A 22,458-nucleotide genomic window follows, 5' to 3' on the forward strand; every position below is an offset into this window, starting at 1 on the left:
ACTCTAAAATCAGTTGCTATGAGAGAGCTGTTGATTTGAGACAGCATAACTTCAAGACGGATTATTTTGATAAAGCAGGATCAAAGAGCTGAACGCCATATTCCAGTGTTGTTGCAGCCAGTTTTGGCTGGGCTTATGCCATTGGTTGGAGCAAAAGTGATTGATGGCACCTTTGGTGCTGGTGGTTACACGTGCGCTTTGTTAAAGGCAGGGGCGGAGGTGATCGCTCTTGATCGTGATCCTCATGCTATTAGTGCGGGACAATCGCTTGTTGAAGAATTTTTTCCACGACTTCGTTTGGTGCAAATGGAATTTTCACAGTTGGATCGCGTTGTTGAAGAGAAGGTAGACGCTGTTATTTTGGATATTGGTGTCTCTTCAATGCAGCTTGATGAAGCTGAAAGGGGATTTTCTTTTCAAAAAGATGGTCCATTAGATATGCGAATGGCTCAGACTGGTTTTACTGCTGGCGATGTTGTAAATCACTTAAAAGCAAGGGATTTGGCACGTATCTTTAAGATATTAGGAGAAGAGCGTTATGCGGGGCGAATTGCACGGATGATTGAAAAGCGTCGTGTTGTTCAGCCTTTTTTGCGTACAGGTGATTTGGCGTATGCTATCGAAGCGTTGATAGGACGTAAGCCGGGAGATCGCATTCATCCTGCAACACGTGTATTTCAGGCTCTTCGCATTTATGTTAATGATGAAATTGGTGAACTTGCACGTGGCTTATTTGCTGCTGAACGCATTTTGAAACCGGGTGGTCGTTTGGGTGTTGTCAGTTTTCATTCTCTTGAAGATCGTATGGTCAAAAGATTTTTTTCTTTTCGTTCTGGAGAGTGTATGAGATCACGCTATCTTCCTGAAATAAAAACGGCTCCAGCAACATTTTTCCCTTTGTTTAAAGGGGGGATAACTGCAAGTGAAGAGGAGTTACAGCAAAATCCTCGTTCACGTTCTGCGCGGTTGCGTATTGGTGTACGAACTGAAGCAGAGGCTCTTGCAGCAGATATGAAATTATTTGGTTTAGCAGAGATTGCCAGTTTTGAAGGCGGCAAGAAATGACAGTTTTTCGTACATTTGATATGATCTTAGTGATGATTATGATTTGTATGGCAGGTCTTACTTATAAAGTAAAATATGATGTTCAAAAACGAATGAACGAAGTTCGTCATCTTGAGCATGAAATTGCTGCAGCAAAAAATACGGTAAGTTTGCTTCGTGCTGAGTGGGCTGTGATGATAAGGCCTTCACGCATGCAAAAACTTGCAAAACGTTATCAAAAAGAACTTGAGTTAGAGGTTATACAGCCGCGTCAAATCGTGGCGTTTAAAGATATTCCGGTACGGATACATGATCAAATTGAAGAAGTGATTAAACAAAATATCTTGGAAGATAATCAGGATATTTTGACAAATAATCGGGCTTCTCAGATAAATGGTGTTGTCCAAAAAGGCGCGCAGTAATGAAATCGACTTTTTTATTCTCACAGAAGAAAAAGCGCTTAAAGAATTCGTTGAATAATCATAATGTTTCTGTTCGTCGTCCCTATTCTAGTCGTCCACGTTTGCTTTTTTCGTTGTTCTGCTTTTTAATTTTATATGGCATCATGGGGGCTTGCCTTATTTCTTATGGGTTGGAAGGTGGACAGATTGAAGAAGCAAAGGGGCCAGGAGTTCTTCAATTGATGGCACGGCCTGATATTGTTGATCGTAATGGTCGTTTATTGGCAACAGATATTAAAACGTATTCACTTTTTGCTGAGCCACGACGTATTATTGATGTGGATGAAACAATTGAATTGCTCTCAACAGTTTTGCCTGATCTTAATTGGCAGGAAACCTATAAGCGTTTAAAAAGAAAATCTGGTTTTTCTTGGATACAGCGTGGGTTAACACCAATGCAGAAGACGCAAATTATGGCTCTTGGTATACCAGGAATTGGTTTTCGGACTGAAATTCGTCGTTTTTATCCTGATGGACCTGTAACTTCCCATATTCTCGGTATGGTGAATGTTGATAATCAGGGCATTGCAGGTATGGAAAAATATATTGATGATGCGGGGTTGAGTGCTTTGCGTGCCGCTGGTCTTGCCATGGAAGAATCATTAAAACAAGTTCAGCTTTCGATTGATGTGCGTGTTCAGGCAATTGTTCATGATGAACTTATTCAGGCTATGAAACGTTATAGGGCAATTGCTGCAGGAGCTGTTATTTTAAATATACATACAGGGGAAGTTTTGGCTTTGGCATCACTACCAGATTTTGATCCTGGAAATCCTATTGAAGCTTTAAAAAGTGATCGTCTCAATAGGATAACGGCAGGAGCTTTTGAAATGGGATCAATCATTAAAAGTTTTACGACCGCCATGGCTCTTGATTCCGATATTTTTCATTTAAACAGTATTATTGATGCTTCAAAGCCAATAAAAGCAAGTAGTGGGTATACTATTCATGATTTTCACGGAAAAAATCGTCCCTTAACGTTATGGGAGGTTTTTATTTATTCCTCCAATATTGGTTCTGCTAAAGAGGCATTGGCGATAGGGATTGATAAACATCGTGGTTTTTTGCAAAAACTTGGGTTACTGGATCGTCTCACAACAGAGTTGCCTGAAGTTGCCCATCCTATTGTGCCACATCATTGGAAGGATATCCATTCTATGACGATTTCTTTTGGGCATGGTATGGCAACAACACCCTTGCAAACAGCTGTCGGGGCTGCTGCTTTAATGAATGGTGGTCGGTTAATTGCTCCGACATTTTTAAAACGTACAAAAGGACAAACTTTGCACCATACAAAACGGGTTTTGCAGGCTAAAACAAGTCAAAATATGCGTTACCTTTATAAATTAAATAGTGATATTGGTTCTGGACGTAATGCAAAAGTGGAAGGTTATCGGGTTGGTGGTAAGACAGGAACAGCTGAAAAAGTTGAAAATGGAAAATATTCTAAAACAAAAAATTTCAATAGTTTTCTTGCTGCTTTTCCTATTGATGATCCTGTTTACGTTGTTTTAACAATTATTGATGAACCAAAGCCTGCAGAAGGACAGCGTTCAGCAACAGCGGGGATGAATGCTGGACCAATGCTTGCTAATATTGTTCGTCGCACAGCTAGTTTTCTTGGTGTAAAACCCGATTTTAAAAAAGAATATGAGCCTCTTTTAACTAAAAAGAGCAATTCAAGTTTCGTTAAACAACGGTAAAATGAATAAAAGGTGTATCGTTATGTTGTTTGGAACAGTTTTTACAGAATGTCTTGAAGATCAGAATCTTTCTTCAATGGAAATAACAGGAATCAGTGCAGATTCTCGACAAGTCTTGCCAGGCTATGTTTTTGTCGTTGTTCAAGGAAAAAAAAGTGATGGAAGACACTATATAGATGATGCGATAAAGCGTGGCGCACGAGCAATTGTTACAGATTGTTATGCTGTTCTTGAGGATTTACCTGTTCCCATTTTACGTGTTTCTAATGTTCGTCATAGTTTAGCGTTGGCAGCTGCACGTTTTTACGGTTCTCAGCCTGAAACGGTCGTTGCTGTGACTGGTACAAGTGGTAAAACATCTGTTGTCTCTTTTATTCGGCAAATTTGGACTCATGTTGGATTTTGTGCTGCGAGTATAGGAACGGTTGGTGTTGTTTCTCCTAAACGGAATGTTTATGGTTCTCTCACAACACCTGATCCGGTTGCCTTGCACCGTCTTCTTTGTGAAATTTCTCATGAAGGTGTGACTCATGCAGCTCTTGAAGCTTCTTCGCATGGGCTTGATCAAGGACGACTTGATGGAGTTCGTTTAACGGCTGGTGCCTTTACCAATTTAGGGCGAGATCACATGGATTATCACACGGGGGTAGAGGATTATTTGCGAGCTAAAATGAAGTTGTTTGATACACTTTTGCCTGTATCTGCTCCTGCTTTGATTTTTGCTGATGATGTCTATTCACAAAAGGTTATTGATGTTGTTACACAAGCGCGCCGCCGTGTCTTGACAATTGGCCGTAAGGGGAAATTTATCACGATTAATCGTGTTGAACATCAACGCTCAAAACAGTGTATTGAGTGTCGTGTGGAAAATAATATTTATACATTTGATTTGCCTTTGGCTGGAGATTTTCAGGTAGCCAATGCGCTTATGGCAGCGGGGTTAGCGATTGCAACGGGTGTTTCACCTCGTAAGGTTTTTTCTGCGCTTGAAACTTTGCAGGGGGCACCTGGGCGGTTAGAATTTGTCGGAAAGACAGAAAATAATGCGCCTGTTTATATTGATTATGCCCATAAACCAGAAGCTTTGGAGCAGGTTTTGCTTTCTGTTCGTCCCTTTACGCAAGGGCGTTTGATCGTTGTTTTTGGTTGTGGAGGAGATCGTGATCAAGGAAAAAGACCTTTGATGGGAAAAATTGCGGCGGATAAAGCGGATATTGTTATTGTAACGGATGATAATCCTCGCACAGAAATGCCAGAAAAAATACGCAAGGATATTTTACAGGCAGTGCCAACAGCAATAGAGATAGCAGATCGTGGTGAGGCTATTTCTTACGCGGTGGAGCTTTTGAAAGTTGGTGATACATTAATCATTGCTGGAAAAGGTCATGAGGATGGCCAAATTATAGGGCAGACAACTTATCCTTTTTCAGATCGTCTGAAAGCGATAGAAGCTCTAGAGAACCGAAAGAAATGACAGCTTTATGGGATAAGAAAGCACTTGTTGCTGCAATTAATGGTGTTGTAATAGGAAGCATGCCAGAAACTTTTTCTGGGGTTTCCATTGATAGCCGTACTCTTGCGGAAGGTGATATTTTTTTCTGCATTAAGGGGCATCATCTTGATGGTCATGATTTTGCTGCGCAAGCTTATGAACGAGGTGCAGGGGTTCTTATCGTTGCGGAACACCGTTTAAGGGATATGAAAAAGATATCGGCTCCACTTATTGTTGTTCCTGATGTTTTGCAAGCCTTGGAAAAACTTGCACAAGCTGCACGCAAACGTTCAAGAGCTAAGATTATTGCGATAACAGGATCGGTGGGAAAAACAACGACAAAAGAAGCTTTGAAACAAGCACTTGCAACGACTGGGAACGTTCATGCGAATCTCGCTTCTTTAAATAATTGCTGGGGGGTTCCACTCACTTTAGCGCGGATGCCTATGGAGAGTGATTATGGTATCTTTGAAATTGGCATGAATCATAGAGATGAAATTCGCCCTCTGGTCAAACTGGTTTGTCCGCATGTTGCTCTCATTACACATATTTGTGCAGGACATATGGGTTTTTTCAAAAATCTTGAAGAAATAGCAAAGGCAAAAGCTGAAATTTTTGAAGGATTAGATGAGAAAGGCATTGCCGTTTTAAATGCGGATAGTGATTTTTTTTCTTATCTCATCCAAAAAGCAAAGAAATGCGGTGTAAAGAATATCTTAAGCTTTGGTGAGAGCAAAAATGCTGATTATCAAGCGCGAGATATACGTCTTCTAACTGATCGTTCTTCTATGATTGTACGTATTAGGGAGCGGGATAGGGAGGTTCAAATTGGTGCTCCCGGACGCCATATTGTGCAAAATAGTTTAGGGGTTATTGCTGCTTGTGATGCTATGGGAGTTGAGTTAGAGCCTGTTCTTCTTTCTTTTCGCCATTTTTCTTCTCAAAAGGGGCGAGGTGTTCGTTATCGACTGTCTTTATCAAATGGGGGTGAATTTTATCTCATTGATGAAAGCTATAATGCAAATCCTGCTTCTATGCGTGCTGCGCTTGAGCTTCTTGCTACAGGACCAGTCGGGGAAGAGGGGCGGCGAATTGCTATTTTAGGAGATATGCTAGAGTTAGGGGAGTATAGTGAAAAGCTTCATCGTGATTTAATAAAGCCAATACGTCTTTCCGGTGCTAATCCGGTTTTTCTATTTGGTGAGGCGATGAAATCTTTAGTTAGTGATTTGTCTGCTGGTGTTAAGGTTCATTATGCTGAAAATATTGAGAAAATTTTATCTCTCCTTTTAGCAGAAATTTCTTCTGGGGATCTGCTTATGGTTAAATCATCCAATAGCCTTTGTTCATCAAATATTGTGACTGCATTGCTTGACCGCTATAAAGCGGTTTCTTCATAATTTTAAGAGGTTTTTTGTACCATGATGCTGTTTTTTTCTTCGTTTAGTGATTGGCTTCCAGGTGTGAATGTATTTCGTTATATTACTTTTCGCACGATAGCGGCTATGCTTACTTCGGGGCTCATCGTCTTTTTGTTTGGACCTAGCATCATTGCTTCTCTTAAATTGCGGCAGGGTAAGGGGCAACCGATTCGTGCGGATGGTCCTCAAACACATTTTAAAAAGGCTGGAACACCTACAATGGGTGGATTGATGATTTTAACCGGCATTGTGGTATCGGCATTTTTGTGGTGTAATTTATCGAATATTTATTTTTGGGTATCGCTATTGGTTATGCTTTCTTTTGGGGTAATTGGATTTTATGACGATTATCTTAAGGTCACAAAACAAACAGACAAAGGATTTTCTGGGAAAGCACGGTTAAGTTTGGAGTTTTGTGTTGCCGCAATTGCTGCTTTTGTCATCCTACAAATTGGCTCATCTGGATTCGCTTTGCCTTTTTTGAAAGATTATCTTATCAATTTGGGCTGGTTTTTTATTCCTTTTTCTGCTTTTGTTATTGTCGCGACGGGTAATGCGGTTAATTTGACGGATGGACTTGATGGCCTTGCTATTGTTCCTGTGATGGTTGCAGCCTTATCTTTTGCTCTGATTGCTTATCTTTCTGGTAATATGAATTTTGCTGATTATCTCCAAATCCATTATGTATCGGGAGCAGGTGAATTGGCTGTTTTACTGGGAGCTGTTGTTGGGGCAGGGCTTGGTTTTTTATGGTTTAATGCACCACCTGCAGCTATTTTTATGGGAGATACTGGTTCGTTGGCTCTTGGAGGATTATTGGGGACTGTTGCAGTCGCTACGAAGCACGAAATTGTTTTGGCTCTTATTGGTGGGCTTTTTGTTGTGGAAGCTTTTTCGGTCGTTATTCAGGTTGGTTATTTCAAATTAACAAGAAAACGAGTGTTTCTTATGGCACCGATACATCATCATTTTGAGAAAAAAGGCTGGACTGAAAGCCAAGTCGTGATACGCTTTTGGATTATTTCAATTGTTCTTGCTCTTATTGGTCTTTCAACACTTAAATTGCGGTGAGATTTTGATTTCTGTTGCGTGTTATAAAGGACAAAAAGTTGCTTTATTTGGATTAGGAAAGTCTGGACTAGCAACGGCACAAGCATTGATGCGTGGCGGTGCAGAAGTGGTGGCGTGGGATGATAGTCCTTCAAGCGTGCAGATGGCTTTCCGGCACAATATTCCAACGCGAGATCTCCGTTATGAAGATTGGTCAGAATTTGTTGCATTGATTGTAGCTCCTGGAGTTCCTTTAAATTATCCTCAACCCCATTGGGTTGTTGAAAAAGCACGAAAAAAAAATATAGAAATTATCGGTGATATTGAATTATTTGTTCGTGCGCGCCAGCATTTTTTACAGCATTATGGTTTTTGTGACCAAGATGTTCCTTTCATTGCGATTACGGGGACGAATGGAAAGTCAACCACAACGGCTTTACTTGCGCATTTGTTGGAAAAAATGGGTTATGATGTGCAGGTGGGGGGGAATATCGGAAAGGCAATATTGACGCTTAAGCCATTTGTTAAAAAACGTATCTATGTGATTGAATGTTCATCATTTCAAATTGATCTTACACCCTCTCTTCAGCCGACCATTGGACTTTTATTGAATTTAACACCTGATCATATTGATCGACATGGGAGTTTTGCCTGTTATGTGCAAACCAAAAGGCATCTGATTGCTCAGGCTTCACAGGCTTTTATTTCAGTTGATGATGCAGCTTGTAGGGTTTTATATCAACAGTTGCTTCATGAAGGGAAGAAAATTGGGGCAATTTCCAAGGATCATTTTGTTGAAAATGGTTTTTATGCAGATGGGACTAAGCTCTTTTCTGTTTATCAAGGACAGCGTCATATGCTTGCAGATCTGACGTCTATGACTGCTTTGCGCGGACGTCATAATGCGCAAAATGCCCTTATGGCATTAGCAACGTTGCAGGCTTTAAAAATAACCGATCCTTCTATGAACAAGCATTTAGCAAGTTATAAAGGGCTGGATCATCGTATGCAGCAGGTGCGTAAAATGGGGGCGGTTTTGTTTATCAATGACAGCAAGGCGACTAATGCAGATGCAACAGCTCCTGCGCTTTCCACCTTTAATGATATTTTTTGGATTGTTGGGGGACAGGCAAAAAAGGGAGGAATAGAGTCTCTTAGAAAATTTTTTCCTAAAATTCGTAAAGCCTATTTGATTGGGAGCGCGGCGGAAGAATTTGCTCGCACTATTGGATCTGCTTTTCCCTTTTCTATGAGCTTAACTTTGAAAAATGCGGTGCGTGAAGCAGCTGTTGATGCAATGGGTTGTAAGGAAAAAGAGGTGACGGTTCTTTTGTCACCTGCTTGTGCAAGTTATGACCAATTTAAAAATTATGAAATGCGAGGCGAAGAATTTGTCTCTTTTGTGATGCAGTTACAATAAAAAAATCATCAGTTATAAAAAAATATTTTGCGTTAAGACTCCAGAATCTTTTTTTGTGTAATTTAGTTTTTAAAGTGTTTGTTAAATAGGCTGGGGAACCATATCACTTTAAGATAATTTATAAAATGGATAAGGTGGATACCATGGTTACGCGTGCAGATAGAGATCCAATTGCTAATTGGTGGTGGACGATTGATCGCTCTATCTTTGCAGCTTGTTTAATTTTAATGGGAATTGGCATTATGCTGTCTTTTGCTGCCAGCCCTATTATTGCAAAAAAAATCGGAATTGCTGATAGTTTTTATTTTGTTCGGTGGCATATCATTTTTAGCATTTCAGCATTTTTTACGATGGTTACCATTTCCTTTTTTTCGCTTTCTAATATTCGTCGTTTATGTGCTCTTTTGCTCATTGTAACGCTTGCTCTTATGGTTGCAACCTTATTTTGGGGTCCAGAATTAAAGGGAGCACGGAGGTGGATTCTACTATTTGGTTTTTCTGTACAGGCTTCAGAGTTTATGAAGCCAGCTTTTGTGGTTATGTCTGCTTGGCTTTTTTCAGAACAGATACGCAGGAGGGGAATTCTGGGTTATACGTTAGCGATTCTACTTTATGCCATTTGTTGTGTGCTTCTGGTTTTGCAGCCTGATATTGGACAAACAGTTTTAATAAGTGCAACATGGGGGGGGCTGTTTTTTATTGCTGGTGTACCTCTTACCATTATTTTTCTCTTTCTCATTTTAGGCGTTGTAGGAATTATTTTAGCTTATCTTTTTCTGCATCATGTACGCGAGCGTATCAATGGTTTTTTGACAGGTGAAGGGGATACGTTTCAAGTGGATGTAGGACGTGAGGCTATTTTGAATGGTGGTTGGTTTGGGCAAGGTCCTGGGGAGGGAACAGTAAAACGTATCATTCCTGATAGCCATACAGATTTTGTATTTTCCGTTGCTGCTGAAGAGTATGGTATTATTCTTTGTTTATTAATTATGATGCTTTTTGGCTTTATCGTTATGCGTTCATTGTATATAGCCATGAATACACGTGATTCCTTTATACGTCTTGGTATTACTGGCATAGCAATGATGATTGGCTTTCAATCAGCTATTAATATGGCCGTTAATCTTCACTTAATTCCTCCAAAAGGCATGACATTGCCTTTTATTTCTTATGGTGGTTCTTCGATGGTGGCGATTGCGTTTTCAATGGGCATTTTGCTCAGTTTAACACGTCGTTGGCCAGAAGCACGCCTTTCAGCTTTTTCTTCCTCTTCTATCTTGGATACCCCTTATGAATGATAAAAAAGTTATTGTTTTGGTGGCTGGTGGTACAGGTGGACATCTTTTTCCTGCTGAAGCCCTTTCTGTTGAATTAAGGCAGCGTGGATATGATGTTCATTTAATAACAGATGAAAGAGCACGACCTTTTGTTCGCTGCTTTGATGAAGAGCATATTCATATCGTTTCATCGGCAACATTTACACGACGCCATCCTTTTGCTCTGATAAAGACGTTTTGGTCTTTGCTAAGGGGGATGGGGCAATCGTTGGCGTTGTTTTATAAATTACGTCCTGTTCTTGTTGGAGGATTTGGAGGGTATCCGAGCTTTCCTCCTCTTTTTATTGCGGCCTTAACGAGGCGTGTAACATTTATTCATGAACAAAATGCTGTTATGGGGCGTGCCAATCGGGTGTTGGCAATTTTTGTGCGTGCAATCGCTGGTGGTTTGTTGTCGCCAAATGGCGCTTATGCTCATAAAATACTTTTGACGGGGAATCCTGTTCGTGAGGCTGTGTTGAAGGCGGCCAAAATTCCTTATCATCCCTCAACTGGTGAAGAGCCATTTCATTTTTTGATTTTTGGAGGTAGCCAAGGGGCTTCTGCTTTTTCACATATTGTTCCAGAAGCTATTGCTTTATTCGATGATAAGAACCGTAAACGTTTACGAATTGTGCAGCAAGTTCGAGGTGAAGCAGAAGGGTTGATCAAAATCTATCGTGATATGGGCGTACAAGCAGAGGTAGCTCCTTTTTTTGATGATATGGCTGAACGTATGGCACATGCCCATTTTATTTTGTCGCGCGCTGGGGCTTCATCTGTTTGTGAGATAGCGGTGATTGGTAGACCTGCTTTGCTTGTTCCCTATCCCCATGCTTTAGATCATGATCAGGCTGCCAATGCAGCTCTGCTTGCTCGTGTAGGTGGTGCGCAAATTGTATCAGAAAAAGATTTAAATGCACAAAAGCTTTTTTCTCTTTTAATGCACGCTTGTTGTGCGCCCCATTTATTAGAAAAACAAGCGCTTTCTGCAAAAAAAGTTGGGCAACCTCATGCAACCCGTTGTCTTGCTGATATGGCTGAATCCTTAATTTCAGGGCGATTGTTGTCAGATATAAAAGAGGAGCTTTTTAATGAAAATGCCACTTGATATAGGCGTTATCCATTTTATCGGAATCGGGGGGATCGGTATGAGTGGAATTGCGGAGGTTTTTTATAATCTTGGCTATAAAGTTCAAGGGTCAGATCAAGTTGAGAGTGCGAATGTTGAACGTTTGCGGAGAAAAGGAATTAACGTTCATATAGGTCATTGTGCTGAAAATTTAGGGAATGCAGAGGTTGTTGTTTTTTCTACTGCCGTTAAAAAAACAAATCCTGAGTATATTGCTGCAAAGGAAAGACATTTACCGCTTGTCAGACGTGCAGAAATGCTAGCGGAGCTGATGCGGTTTCGGCGTGCAATTGCGGTGGGTGGTACACATGGTAAAACAACGACCACATCAATGGTCGCAGCTCTCCTTGATGCTGGTCATTTTGATCCAGTGGTGATTAATGGCGGTATTATTAATGCTTATGGTACGAATTCTCGTACAGGAGATGGCGATTGGATGATTGTTGAAGCTGATGAAAGTGATGGTACATTTTTAAAGCTGCCTGCTGATATTGCTGTTATTACTAATATTGACGCTGAGCATTTAGATCATTATGGAAGTTTTGATGCTGTGCGTGAGGCTTTTCGGCAATTCGTAGAAAATGTTCCTTTTTATGGTTTTGCTGTTTTGTGCCTTGATCATCCAGAGGTTCAGTCATTGGCGGGCCGTATTGATGATCGTTGGGTGATCACTTATGGTGCAAATCCACAAGCGGATGTTCGTTTTCTTAATCTTTCGATGGATGGTCAAAAAACGCATTTTGATGTTCTTGTTCGCTCACGCAAAACAGGAAGAAAAATTGAGTTGAAAAATTTGCTTTTGCCCATGGCAGGACAGCATAATGTTGCTAATGCAACGGCGGCGATTGCTATTGCGCATGAACTAGGCATTTCAAATGAAGCTATAAAAAGGGGCTTAGCAGAATTTGGCGGAGTAAAACGGCGTTTTACGCGAACAGGAAGTTGGCGGGGTATTGAAATATTTGATGATTATGGACATCATCCTGTTGAAATAAAGGCTGTTTTGCGTGCAGCACGTGAGAGTGCAAAAGGGCGTGTTATTGCGATTGCACAACCCCATCGGTATTCACGTTTGTATCATTTATTTGATGATTTTTCTGCTTGTTTTAATGATGCAGATACAGTGTTGATTACGCCCGTTTATGCGGCTGGTGAAGAGCCTATTGTAGGATTTGGTTCTCAAGAATTGGTAGAGCATATTAAAATGGCGGGTCATCGTGATGTGCGCTTGATACATAGTCTGGAAGATGTTGTGTCTTTTGTCTCAAAATTTGCTCAGGCAGAGGATTATGTTGTTTTTCTTGGTGCTGGCAATATCACACAATGGGCTTGTGCGTTGCCTCATCAATTAGCGGTATTGGATGGTCATGGTAAATTTTCAGCACATTGATGGTGAGGCGCTATTGGCGCAATTGCAACCGCTGTTGGGTGGCGTGAGAGGCAAACTTACACCTAATGTTGAAATGCGTAAGGTAACGTGGTTTCGCACGGGTGGGTTGGCAGAGCTTTTTTATCAGCCTGTTGATGAACAAGATTTGGCTCTCTTTCTTCAAAATTTGCCTGAATTTGTTCCTGTAACAATTGTCGGTATCGGTTCTAATCTTCTGGTGCGTGATGGGGGCGTTCCTGGTGTTGTGATTCGTCTTTCGCCAAAAAACTTTGGGCAAGTGCAGCAAGTTTCTCCAAAAGGCTTTTTAGTTGGTGCTGGTACGGCGGATAAACATTTAGCTGTTGCCGCTTTAAAGGCAGGAATTGCAGGTTTTCATTTTTATCATGGTATTCCTGGTGCTCTTGGAGGAGCTCTCAAAATGAACGCGGGTGCGAATGGTATTGAAACCGCAGCGCGTGTTGTTGAGGTCTATGCGCTGGATCGTAAAGGGCAACGTCATATCTTGAGTTTGAAAGATATGCATTATTCCTATCGCCATTGTGATATTCCTAAAGATTTTATTTTTACAGCTGCTTTATTGGAAGGAGAACTCGGTAATAAAGATGATATTCGTGCTGCTATGGATGAAGTTTCCCTCCACAGAGAAACAGTACAACCCATTCGTGAAAAGACAGGAGGATCAACGTTCAAAAATCCTGAGAATGGATCTGCGTGGCGCGTGATTGATGAAGCAGGGTGTCGTGGTTTACGGATTGGTGGCGCTCAAATGAGTGAAATGCACTGTAACTTTATGATTAATACAGGGCAAGCAACAGGATATGATCTTGAAGCATTGGGAGAAACAGTGCGTGCGCGTGTTTTTGCAAATTCAGCCCACCTTTTACAGTGGGAAATAGAGCGTATCGGTCAATTTGAGCGTGGTCGAAGTGTTTCTCCTTTTGATCCATTTCATTGATTTATTGTTCACTAAAAAAGTGAAAATAAAAAATTGAGTCATTTCAAAGAGATAATAAAAAATTTCTATTAAGAATCAATAAATTAACAAAGAATCTCTTGCATCAGGCTTTTGAGTCTGATTCATTATGCAAAATGCTAGGTTATTGATTCGCAAGGATAAACCTTGTTTTTTCTGTATGTGGTGCTGATGTATTTTATATAGACTACATATAGTATGCGAAAGAGGGTGATTTATTATGAGAGATAAACATATAGCTGTGTTAATGGGAGGTTTTTCTTCTGAACGGTCTGTAAGTTTATCTTCAGGGGCGGCTTGTGCTGATGTTCTAGAGCTGCAGGGGTATCGCGTGAGCCGCGTGGATGTTGACGCTCATATTGCTTCTGTTCTTGAACAGTTGCAGCCCGATATTGCCTTCAATGCATTGCATGGTCCATTTGGTGAAGATGGCCGGATCCAGGGGATTCTTGAATATTTAAAAATTCCTTATACCCATTCTGGTGTGATGGCATCTGCTTTGGCAATGGATAAGGGACGTGCAAAAATTATCGTTGCAAATGTTGGGGTTTGTGTTGCTCCTTCTCGGATCATGAGTCGTTTTGCTTTGGGACAAACGCATCCCATGGAGCCTCCTTATGTAATTAAACCTGTGTGTGAAGGATCAAGTTTTGGTGTTGTCATTGTCCATGGAAATGAAGCAGCACCGCCGCATAATATTGGGGGAGCTGAGTGGGGGTATGCCGATGAGGTGATGATTGAAAAATATATTCCTGGTCGTGAATTGACTTGTGCTGTTTTGGGGAATGAAGTGCTGGATGTGTGTGAAATTCTTCCCAATAAACACTTTCCATTCTACGATTATGACTCGAAATATAAAACGGGTGGTTCTCTTCACATTTGTCCTGCACAACTTTCACTAAATATTTACCAAAGTGTGCAAAGAATGTCTTTAGCAGCCCATCAGGCGATAGGGTGTCGAGGTGTTAGCCGTTCTGATTTTCGTTTTGATGAGAAAACGGGAGAATTGGTTTGGCTTGAAATTAATACGCAACCCGGTATGACATCGACGTCTCTTCTTCCTGATATTGCAAAAGCGAGCGGCCGTACTTACGGCGATATTGTTCAATGGATGGTGGAGGACGCATCATGTATGCGTTGAATGTTAATAAAACAAATGTTCCGATGGAGGTGCTTTCAGTGCCGGCTTTGCCACGTCTTTATCGTCGTTTCCTCCGGTTTATGTTTGAGTTTGTTTTTGTCAATATTCATATTCCACGCCATTTCGGTTCTTTTGCGGTGGTATGGTTTTTCTTTGTTACGGCTTTTTATGGACTTTCATCAAGTGGTCAGATGGCTGTGATCGTAAACACGATCATATTAGATAGTAGTTTTGTGGTCACTCATGTCGATATAAGCGGCAATAAGCGCTTGACAAAGCAGGATATTTTTAAAATTTTAAAACTTGATGTTGCGCCTTCTATATTCACTTTTGATGTTGAAAGAGCACGTTCTCTTTTGGAAAAACAGGCTTGGGTGCAATCGGCTAATGTTCAGAAAATTTATCCTAATAGAATGCGCATTTCCATCGTGGAGCGTGAACCCTATGCTATTTGGCAACATGATAGCATAGTGGATATTGTTGATAATACAGGTCGTGTCATTGTGCCCTTTAAAGGGGAAATTGTTCGGGATTTACCTCTTGTGGTTGGGCAGGGTGCGCAAAATGCTGCTAAAGTGTTTATTCAAGCGCTGTCGGTCTATCCGGAAGTATATGATCGTGTTCGTGCTTTCGTGCGGGTAGGTGATCGACGTTGGGATCTTGTTTTGGATAATGGAATGCGCGTTATGTTGCCTGAAAATGGTGCCCTTGAAAAGCTTTCTTCTCTTGTTTCGTCCGGTATAATGCAAGATCTTTTATCTCGCGATATTCGCAGTGTTGATTTACGTCTTGCTGATAGAATTACTGTTTCTTTATCAGATGAAACGTTGGAGCGTTATCATGCTACTGTGGAAGAAGAAGAACGTATTTTAAAGACACGAAAGGCAGGAAACCCATGATGTTGCTTAGATCACATCATCTGGGAGGGCGTAAAACACGTTTTTTAACGGTTCTTGATGTCGGTTCAAGTAAGATTGTTTGTCTTATTGCTTGTTTGCGTCCTTTAAAGCATGCGCACTATTTACATGGTCGTACACATTCTACGGAAATTCTAGGCTTTGGAGTGCAGCGTTCACGCGGTATTAAATCCGGTGTTGTCATGGATATGTTTGCAGCAGAACAATCAATAAGATTGGCTGTTGATGCGGCAGAAAAAATGGCTGGTTTGGTGGTGGATTCAGTGATTGTGAATTTTTCCTCAAGTCGATTACAAAGTGCTTTGATTAATGGAAAAGTTCATTTGAATGGTCGTGAAGTCACCAAGCGTGATATGCGTATGGCCTTTTCAGATGTTTCGCGTAAAGCTTTTGATGCTGAACGTCATGTTATGCACTCAGTTCCAGTTTCTTATGTATTGGATGGAGATAAAGGAATTTCTGATCCTGTCGGAATGGCAGGGGAAACATTTGGTGTTGACGTGCATGTGGTAACAGCTGAAACAGCTTCTTTGCGTAATTTAGAAACTTGTGTTAATCGTGCACATTTGAGTGTTGAAGCAATGGTTGCTACTCCCTTTGCAAGTGGTCTTTCTGTCTTGATGAATGATGAGGCGCATTTAGGGGCTGCATGTATTGATTTTGGTGGTGGAACAACAACATTTTCAGTGTTTTTTGAGGGAAAATTTATTCATGCGGATGCTCTTGCTGTTGGGGGTCATCATGTCACTCTTGATGTTGCGCGCGGATTTTCTATGTCTCTAACAGAGGCGGAACGTTTAAAAGTTGTTTATGGTTCAGCACTTTTAACAAGTACCGATGAGCGGCAAATGATTAATGTAGCAGAAATTGGGAGTGAACAGCGTGAAACTCAATATCCTCGCGCGGTTCTTGGGCGTATCATTCGTGCGCGTGTTGAAGAAATTTTAGAAATGGTCCGTGATTGTTTAAATCGTTCTGGTTTTGGTCACATCATTGGTAAACGTGTTATTTTGACTGGGGGAGCAAGCCAGTTAACAGGATTGCCAGAAATGGCACGTACTATATTAGGAAGAAATGTTCGTATCGGGCGGCCTTTAGGTATTTCGAGGCTTCCTTCTCTTGCAAAAGGGGCGGCGTTTACATCTGCTGTTGGGTTGTTAATTTATCCGCAATTGGTGGGTTTTGAAGAAAAAACAATGCAGGCGGCAGGAAATCATTTGTCGATGGGCACGCGTGGGTATTTTCAGCGTGTTGGTCAGTGGTTGCGTGAGAGTTTTTAGTTAAGTCTAGTTGGATAAATTTCATCGCTTTGGCTTGCGGTGTCTTATGAGAAGGAAAAGAAAATGACGATTAATCTGCATCGGCCAGATATCGCGGAATTGAAGCCACGCATTACCGTTTTTGGTGTTGGAGGTGGTGGCGGGAATGCCGTGAATAATATGATAAATGCTGGTCTTCAGGGAGTTGACTTTGTTGTTGCAAATACGGATGCACAGGCTTTGGCTATGTCAAAGGCTGAACGTGTTATCCAACTTGGGGCAGCTGTGACAGAAGGTTTGGGTGCTGGTGCTTTACCGGAAGTTGGACAAGCGGCGGCAGAGGAATGTATTGATGAAATTATCGATCATCTTGCAGACTCTCATATGGTTTTCATTACTGCTGGTATGGGGGGAGGAACTGGAACAGGGGCTGCTCCCGTTGTTGCTCGCGCAGCGCGTGAAAAAGGTATTTTGACTGTTGGTGTTGTGACAAAGCCGTTTCAGTTTGAAGGCGCACGTCGTATGAAAACGGCAGAGGCTGGTATTGAAGAATTACAAAAGTCTGTCGATACATTGATTGTTATTCCCAATCAAAATCTTTTCCGTATTGCAAATGATAAGACAACGTTTGCTGATGCTTTTGCTATGGCTGACCAAGTGCTTTATTCTGGTGTTGCTTCCATTACGGATTTGATGATTAAAGAGGGTTTGATTAATCTTGATTTTGCTGATGTTCGCTCTGTTATGCACGAAATGGGTCGAGCTATGATGGGAACGGGTGAGGCATCTGGTGATGGGCGTGCTTTGGCTGCGGCTGAAGCTGCTATTGCAAACCCATTGTTGGATGATACCTCTATGCGTGGGGCGCGTGGTTTATTGATTTCTATTACGGGTGGTCGTGATATGACTCTTTTTGAGGTTGATGAAGCTGCTAATCGTATTCGTGAAGAAGTGGATGCTGATGCGAATGTGATCTTTGGCGCTATTGATGATGAGTCATTGGAAGGCGTTATTCGTGTTTCTGTGGTTGCCACCGGTATTGATCGTGAAGTTAGTGATGTGGTTCAGTCCTCTCATCCTCAGCTTCAAAGGCCTGTTTCTTCAATGCGCAAGAGCGATCCTGGAACGCCACACAGTTCTTTTCATGTTCAGTCATCGCCATTGCGTTCTGAGTCAATGGTAGAAGTGATCGAATCACTTGAAATAGAGAAGGGTAAATCAACCGGAGAACAGTTCCGTCCCAAAAGTCAAATTTTTGCACATCCTACAGAAGCAATGACGACACGAAGTGCGACGAATGCTGTTACGTATGGTTCAAATGCTGTTCAGGAACAGAGATCAAATGTGCCCCGTATGCAAGTAAGTCGTGGTTCTCAACAGGCTATGACTGCTCCCGTGAGTATGGAGGCAACAGCGCATGTTCTTGATGAGATGACAGGGGTTGTGAAGCAAAAAGAAAAGCCAGTGCAACCAAAACAAATGCAACAAATGCAAGCGCGCGCTCCAATGCGTATGCCTGAGTTAAAGGATTTTCCTCCTGTTGCTCATGGACAAAGTCAAAGGACATCTGTGACTGATCAAGGTCCTCGTAATCTTTGGCAGCGTTTGAAACAGAGCTTGACGCATCGTGAAGAAGCAGAGCCAGAAGCGAGGCTGGAGCCTGCTGTTAGATCGTCTCAGCAGCAAGAGTCTCATGTTTACAATAAAAATTCTCAGGCGCTTTCTCAAGATGCTTCTGTTTATGTTCCACGTCGTTCTGGTGAGCTGCACCCTCAGGTACCACAAGATCAGCGTACTTTTATAAGTGAAGAAGATCAGTTGGAAATACCAGCATTTTTACGTCGTCAAGCAAATTAATTGATGAAAAATGAGGCAAAGTAAGCAATTTTATTACCTCTTTTATGATCAGTCAAAAATTATACAGTAAAATATATTGCTGTTTTTTGGATAAAATACTTTTTTTAAAAAAACCGCTTATACTAAGCGGTTTTTTTATTATTTACTATGAATATTTTTTATGATTTTATAAATTTTGTTAAAAGATGTAAAAGCAATTCAATAAAATAATATGATGAACTTGGTGCCAAAATATCAGTCTACTCTTAAAAAAGCAGTAACATTTAAGGGGATTGGCGTTCACAGTGGCTGTTTGTCAGTGGTGAAGGTTTGTCCAGCGGATGTTGGGTGTGGTATTATTTTTAAGCGTTGTGGATTAGACGGAACAGAGAAAATATTTCAAGCCCATGCATCGCAAACAGGAGCAACTGAATTATCAACGGTACTTGGAGATGGAGATGTAAGGGTTGAAACAATTGAACATTTGATGGCAGCAATTGTTGCTTATAATTTGGATAATCTTGTTATTGAAATGTCACATAATGAGATTCCTATTTTGGATGGTTCAGCGTGGCTATATTGCCAAGCTTTTGAAGATGTTGGCATTGTACAGCAAAATGCGTTACGTTCTTATTTCATTATAAAAAAGCCGTTGCGGGTTGAAGAGGCTCATGGTGTTGCAGAGCTTTTGCCATTCGATGGACGTCGTTTTGATATAACGATCTCTTTTCCTTCTTCTGCTATTGGTAAGCAACATTTCAGTTTTGATCTTACCACACGAGGGTTTAGAGATGATTTGTCACGTGCGCGCACTTTTGGTTTTCTCAAAGACGTGGAAAAATTAAGGCTTTCTGGAAAGGCGAGAGGCGCTTCTTTGGAAAATTCTCTTGTTATCGACCTTAATGATAAAATTTTAAATCCCGATGGTCCTTATTGGGAGAATGAATGTGTTCGGCACAAGATGCTTGATGCGATTGGTGATACTGCTTTGCTTGGGGCGCCTTTTATTGGATTATTTCGTTCTTATTGTAGTGGACATAGAATTAATGCGCAATTGGTGAAGGCTGTTTTGGCAGACGAATCACATTACGAAAAAAGCTTTTTAGAGAAAGAGTAAAAAAATTGACAAGATTTTTTTATCGTTTATTTGATTTTTAAGGGGATGATTGACCTAAACTGCTAAATTGGTTATGTGGATTTTAAAGTGATATGGTATAAGACCTTTGATGACTTGTTTTTGCTACAAGGTGATATTCTGTGGAGGCCGGAAAAACTATGAAAAAATCTCATGTGTGCATTGGAAATATGACATATAGAAAATTTAACATTGTACGCAAGATATTGGGGGTGGTGCTTTTGGGAAGCACCTGTATGTTGGCGGGATGCCTCTTTAAAGAGAAAAATACCCTTGATCCATCTGCTTATGTTTTGAAAATAGAGCCACCAGATGTTTTATATAATCAGGCGCTTGCTAGCCTTGAGAGTGGGAAGCTTGGGGATGCATCGAAGAAGTTTTTGAAGATTGAAAAGCAGTATGCTTATACAGACTGGGGGCGTAAATCTTTGGTCATGGGTGCTTTTACTAATTACCGACTCGGAAAGTATGATGATTCAATTAGTATGGCTCAACGCTATATTACTCTTTATCCAGGGTCGACTGACTCGGCTTATGCGTACTATATTATTGGTCTTTCTTCTTTCCGTCGGATTCCTGATGTTACGCGTGATCAACGTGATACGAAACGTGCTATTGCTGCTATGCAGCTCCTTATAGAGCGTTATCCTAATTCTGAATATGTCAAGGATGCTAAGGATAAAATACGTTTTGGGCGCGAACAGCTGGCTGGCAAAGAAATGCAGATTGGTCGTTATTATGAAGAGGGGCGGCGCTATCTTGCGGCAAGTAGACGGTTTCGTACCGTGGTTGAAGAGTATTCCGATACAAATCAAATTGAAGAAGCGCTTTTCCGCTTGACGGAAGTTAATCTTGCTCTTGGCTTAACGGCGGAAGCGCAGACGGCAGCAGCTATTTTAGGACGTAACTATCCCAAAAGTGAGTGGTATAAATTTTCTTATAATCTCTTGCAGAAGAATAAAATATCGCCACGCGAGCATAAATCTTCTTGGATCTCAAATGCTTTAGGTGGTGATAAGAAGAGGGTACGTTGATTCTCTATGCTGGTACAGCTTTCGATTCATAATATTGTTTTGATCGAAACGCTCGATATTCATTTTACGGCGGGGTTGACGGTTTTAACTGGAGAAACAGGTGCGGGGAAGTCTATTCTCCTTGATGCTTTATCACTTGCTCTAGGGGGGCGGGGTGATGCTTCGCTTGTGCGTCATGGTGCTGAGCGCGGGCAGGTCACAGCTGTTTTTGATGTGTCTGTTTCACATCCTGCACGTCAACTTATTCGTGAGAATGGTCTTGATGATGAGGGTGATATTATTTTACGACGTGTGCAATCAAGTGATGGACGCAGCCGTGTTTTTATCAATGATCAGGTGTCTAGTGTTGCATTGATGCGGAGTGTTGGCCGTTTGCTGGTTGAAATCCATGGACAACATGATGATCGTGCGCTTGTTGATGTTGCTACACATCGCCAATTATTAGATGCCTTTGGTGGTCTTGAGGATGAAGTGGAAAATTTGCGTCAGTGTTATTACACATGGCGTGAATTTGAGGAGCGTTTGCAACGGCAGCGTCTTAAAGTAGAGAGTGCTGTACGTGAGGTTGATTATCTTCGTGCGTGTGTAGAAGAGCTTGAAAAGCTTGATTTTAAAGTTGGTGAAGAGGATACTCTTTCTCTTCGTCGTGCCGATATGCTTAAATTAGAAAAAATAGCGACGGATATTAAAGAAGCGGATGATCTTTTAACGGGTCAAAAATCACCAATCCCAGTGCTTTCCAATTTGGTGAGGCGTTTGGAGCGGAAAATTCCTGAAGCACAAGAGCTTATTGCACCAGTGGTGAAATCTATTGATGAGGCATTGCATGCACTTGCAACAGCGCAAGAAGGTATTGAGACGGCAATACGAGCATTAGATTTTGAACCTGATGAATTGGAACGGATAGAAGAGCGTCTTTTTTCTCTTCGGGGTTTTGCTCGTAAATATCAAGTTTCTGCGGATGAATTGGTTCAGTTACACGATAAGATGGATGCTGAATTAGCTGATTTTGAAGAGGCTCAGACTATATTGACACGTTTTGAAGATGAAGCAAAACAAGCACAAAAAAATTACGATACGTTAGCACAAGCGTTGTCAATAAAACGTCAAGAGATTGCAAAGCACTTGTCTGAAAGCGTGATGACTGAATTACCGGCATTGAAATTAGAGAGGGCTGAATTTATTGTTGAAATGCAAAGTGATATCGAAAAGCGGAGTGCAGAGGGATGTGATCGTATTGAATATTGGGTGCGAACAAATCCTGGAACACGTGCTGGACCAATGCTTAGTGTGGCTTCTGGCGGTGAGTTGTCTCGTTTTTTGTTGGCATTAAAAGTTGTTTTATCTGATCGAGGATCAGCACCGACGCTGATCTTTGATGAAATTGATACAGGCGTTGGGGGTGCTGTTGCAGCTGCTATTGGGCAACGGTTGCAACGCTTATCAGAACATGTTCAGGTTTTCGCTATTACGCATGCTCCACAGGTTGCATCGAAAGCGCATGGTCATTTTCTTATTTCAAAAATTGAGAGTCATGATAAAGGACGCTTTGTTACTGCTATTCATAAAATGGAAGAGCATGAGCGTGCAGAAGAAATTGCTCGTATGTTGGCAGGAGAACAGATTACTGAAGAAGCGCGTGCAGCGGCTCAAAAGCTTCTAGCATGAAGGTAATTAGTCAGCGATAAAAATACTGGAAAGCTTGTATTTATTGAGATTCACTTTATGAGGAGG

Annotated in this window: 18 protein-coding genes; all 18 read left to right on the forward strand. The window is 41.3% G+C overall.

Annotated features, from left to right (window positions below):
* Positions 1-66: 66 nt before the first annotated feature.
* On the forward strand, positions 67-1,065 hold the full coding sequence (gene rsmH / locus ACFIKY_RS04215; protein ID WP_015856649.1) for a 16S rRNA (cytosine(1402)-N(4))-methyltransferase RsmH: 999 nt from the start codon (positions 67-69) through the stop codon (positions 1,063-1,065).
* Complete coding sequence (locus tag ACFIKY_RS04220; protein WP_015856648.1) at positions 1,062-1,466, forward strand: hypothetical protein; 405 nt, start codon at positions 1,062-1,064, stop codon at positions 1,464-1,466. The genes rsmH and ACFIKY_RS04220 overlap by 4 nt, the downstream gene beginning before the upstream one ends.
* Positions 1,466-3,208 carry a peptidoglycan D,D-transpeptidase FtsI family protein gene (locus ACFIKY_RS04225; protein ID WP_375661447.1) on the forward strand — a complete coding sequence of 581 codons (1,743 nt, stop codon included), beginning with the start codon at positions 1,466-1,468 and terminating at the stop codon, positions 3,206-3,208. Before ACFIKY_RS04220 ends, ACFIKY_RS04225 begins: the two co-directional genes overlap by 1 nt.
* 22 nt (positions 3,209-3,230) lie before the next feature.
* Positions 3,231-4,682 carry a UDP-N-acetylmuramoyl-L-alanyl-D-glutamate--2,6-diaminopimelate ligase gene (locus ACFIKY_RS04230; RefSeq protein WP_375656170.1) on the forward strand — a complete coding sequence of 484 codons (1,452 nt, stop codon included), beginning with the start codon at positions 3,231-3,233 and terminating at the stop codon, positions 4,680-4,682.
* The gene (murF, locus tag ACFIKY_RS04235) at positions 4,679-6,100 is read left to right on the forward strand and encodes a UDP-N-acetylmuramoyl-tripeptide--D-alanyl-D-alanine ligase (protein WP_375644787.1); all 1,422 of its coding nucleotides are present in this window, start codon (positions 4,679-4,681) and stop codon (positions 6,098-6,100) included. Before ACFIKY_RS04230 ends, murF begins: the two co-directional genes overlap by 4 nt.
* 21 nt (positions 6,101-6,121) lie before the next feature.
* A complete protein-coding gene (mraY, locus tag ACFIKY_RS04240; protein WP_375656168.1) occupies positions 6,122-7,192 on the forward strand; it encodes a phospho-N-acetylmuramoyl-pentapeptide-transferase in 1,071 nt (356 codons plus the stop codon).
* Between the two features lie 4 nt (positions 7,193-7,196).
* A complete protein-coding gene (murD, locus tag ACFIKY_RS04245) occupies positions 7,197-8,591 on the forward strand; it encodes a UDP-N-acetylmuramoyl-L-alanine--D-glutamate ligase (RefSeq protein ID WP_375636159.1) in 1,395 nt (464 codons plus the stop codon).
* A gap of 143 nt (positions 8,592-8,734) precedes the next feature.
* Positions 8,735-9,889, forward strand: a complete 1,155-nt coding sequence (locus tag ACFIKY_RS04250) for an FtsW/RodA/SpoVE family cell cycle protein (RefSeq protein WP_375636160.1) — start codon at positions 8,735-8,737, stop codon at positions 9,887-9,889.
* Positions 9,882-11,018: a UDP-N-acetylglucosamine--N-acetylmuramyl-(pentapeptide) pyrophosphoryl-undecaprenol N-acetylglucosamine transferase gene (locus ACFIKY_RS04255; RefSeq protein WP_375636161.1), complete on the forward strand. Its 1,137-nt coding sequence runs from the start codon at positions 9,882-9,884 to the stop codon at positions 11,016-11,018. The genes ACFIKY_RS04250 and ACFIKY_RS04255 overlap by 8 nt, the downstream gene beginning before the upstream one ends.
* Entirely contained in the window at positions 11,002-12,429 is a 1,428-nt protein-coding gene (murC, locus tag ACFIKY_RS04260; RefSeq protein ID WP_015856640.1) for a UDP-N-acetylmuramate--L-alanine ligase, read from the forward strand. Before ACFIKY_RS04255 ends, murC begins: the two co-directional genes overlap by 17 nt.
* Positions 12,407-13,384: a UDP-N-acetylmuramate dehydrogenase gene (murB, locus tag ACFIKY_RS04265; RefSeq protein ID WP_375636163.1), complete on the forward strand. Its 978-nt coding sequence runs from the start codon at positions 12,407-12,409 to the stop codon at positions 13,382-13,384. The genes murC and murB overlap by 23 nt, the downstream gene beginning before the upstream one ends.
* A gap of 238 nt (positions 13,385-13,622) precedes the next feature.
* Positions 13,623-14,543, forward strand: coding sequence for a D-alanine--D-alanine ligase (locus ACFIKY_RS04270; RefSeq protein WP_375636164.1), 921 nt, complete (start codon positions 13,623-13,625; stop codon positions 14,541-14,543).
* Positions 14,531-15,442, forward strand: coding sequence for a cell division protein FtsQ/DivIB (locus tag ACFIKY_RS04275; RefSeq protein WP_375636165.1), 912 nt, complete (start codon positions 14,531-14,533; stop codon positions 15,440-15,442). The genes ACFIKY_RS04270 and ACFIKY_RS04275 overlap by 13 nt, the downstream gene beginning before the upstream one ends.
* On the forward strand, positions 15,439-16,740 hold the full coding sequence (gene ftsA, locus ACFIKY_RS04280) for a cell division protein FtsA (protein ID WP_375636166.1): 1,302 nt from the start codon (positions 15,439-15,441) through the stop codon (positions 16,738-16,740). Before ACFIKY_RS04275 ends, ftsA begins: the two co-directional genes overlap by 4 nt.
* A gap of 63 nt (positions 16,741-16,803) precedes the next feature.
* A complete protein-coding gene (gene ftsZ / locus ACFIKY_RS04285) occupies positions 16,804-18,576 on the forward strand; it encodes a cell division protein FtsZ (RefSeq protein ID WP_375636167.1) in 1,773 nt (590 codons plus the stop codon).
* A gap of 211 nt (positions 18,577-18,787) precedes the next feature.
* The gene (gene lpxC / locus ACFIKY_RS04290; RefSeq protein WP_375636168.1) at positions 18,788-19,672 is read left to right on the forward strand and encodes a UDP-3-O-acyl-N-acetylglucosamine deacetylase; all 885 of its coding nucleotides are present in this window, start codon (positions 18,788-18,790) and stop codon (positions 19,670-19,672) included.
* Positions 19,673-19,830: 158 nt separating this feature from the next.
* Entirely contained in the window at positions 19,831-20,724 is an 894-nt protein-coding gene (locus ACFIKY_RS04295) for an outer membrane protein assembly factor BamD (protein WP_015856633.1), read from the forward strand.
* A 6-nt stretch (positions 20,725-20,730) separates the two neighbouring features.
* A complete protein-coding gene (gene recN, locus ACFIKY_RS04300) occupies positions 20,731-22,392 on the forward strand; it encodes a DNA repair protein RecN (RefSeq protein WP_375636169.1) in 1,662 nt (553 codons plus the stop codon).
* Positions 22,393-22,458: the final 66 nt, after the last annotated feature.

This window comes from Bartonella sp. CR127HXZ (assembly GCF_042194555.1).
Taxonomy (GTDB): Bacteria; Pseudomonadota; Alphaproteobacteria; order Rhizobiales; family Rhizobiaceae; genus Bartonella; species Bartonella grahamii.

Bases quoted from the DNA above. Each gene is read 5' to 3' on its own strand.
- ACFIKY_RS04220 (WP_015856648.1), top strand. From the start codon at position 1,062: ATGACAGTTTTTCGTACATTTGATATGATCTTAGTGATGATTATGATT.
- ACFIKY_RS04225 (WP_375661447.1), top strand. From the start codon at position 1,466: ATGAAATCGACTTTTTTATTCTCACAGAAGAAAAAGCGCTTAAAGAAT.
- ACFIKY_RS04230 (WP_375656170.1), top strand. From the start codon at position 3,231: ATGTTGTTTGGAACAGTTTTTACAGAATGTCTTGAAGATCAGAATCTT.
- murF (WP_375644787.1), top strand. From the start codon at position 4,679: ATGACAGCTTTATGGGATAAGAAAGCACTTGTTGCTGCAATTAATGGT.
- mraY (WP_375656168.1), top strand. From the start codon at position 6,122: ATGATGCTGTTTTTTTCTTCGTTTAGTGATTGGCTTCCAGGTGTGAAT.
- ACFIKY_RS04250 (WP_375636160.1), top strand. From the start codon at position 8,735: ATGGTTACGCGTGCAGATAGAGATCCAATTGCTAATTGGTGGTGGACG.
- ACFIKY_RS04255 (WP_375636161.1), top strand. From the start codon at position 9,882: ATGAATGATAAAAAAGTTATTGTTTTGGTGGCTGGTGGTACAGGTGGA.
- murC (WP_015856640.1), top strand. From the start codon at position 11,002: ATGAAAATGCCACTTGATATAGGCGTTATCCATTTTATCGGAATCGGG.
- murB (WP_375636163.1), top strand. From the start codon at position 12,407: ATGGTAAATTTTCAGCACATTGATGGTGAGGCGCTATTGGCGCAATTG.
- ACFIKY_RS04270 (WP_375636164.1), top strand. From the start codon at position 13,623: ATGAGAGATAAACATATAGCTGTGTTAATGGGAGGTTTTTCTTCTGAA.
- ACFIKY_RS04275 (WP_375636165.1), top strand. From the start codon at position 14,531: ATGTATGCGTTGAATGTTAATAAAACAAATGTTCCGATGGAGGTGCTT.
- ftsA (WP_375636166.1), top strand. From the start codon at position 15,439: ATGATGTTGCTTAGATCACATCATCTGGGAGGGCGTAAAACACGTTTT.
- ftsZ (WP_375636167.1), top strand. From the start codon at position 16,804: ATGACGATTAATCTGCATCGGCCAGATATCGCGGAATTGAAGCCACGC.
- lpxC (WP_375636168.1), top strand. From the start codon at position 18,788: ATGATGAACTTGGTGCCAAAATATCAGTCTACTCTTAAAAAAGCAGTA.
- ACFIKY_RS04295 (WP_015856633.1), top strand. From the start codon at position 19,831: ATGAAAAAATCTCATGTGTGCATTGGAAATATGACATATAGAAAATTT.
- recN (WP_375636169.1), top strand. From the start codon at position 20,731: ATGCTGGTACAGCTTTCGATTCATAATATTGTTTTGATCGAAACGCTC.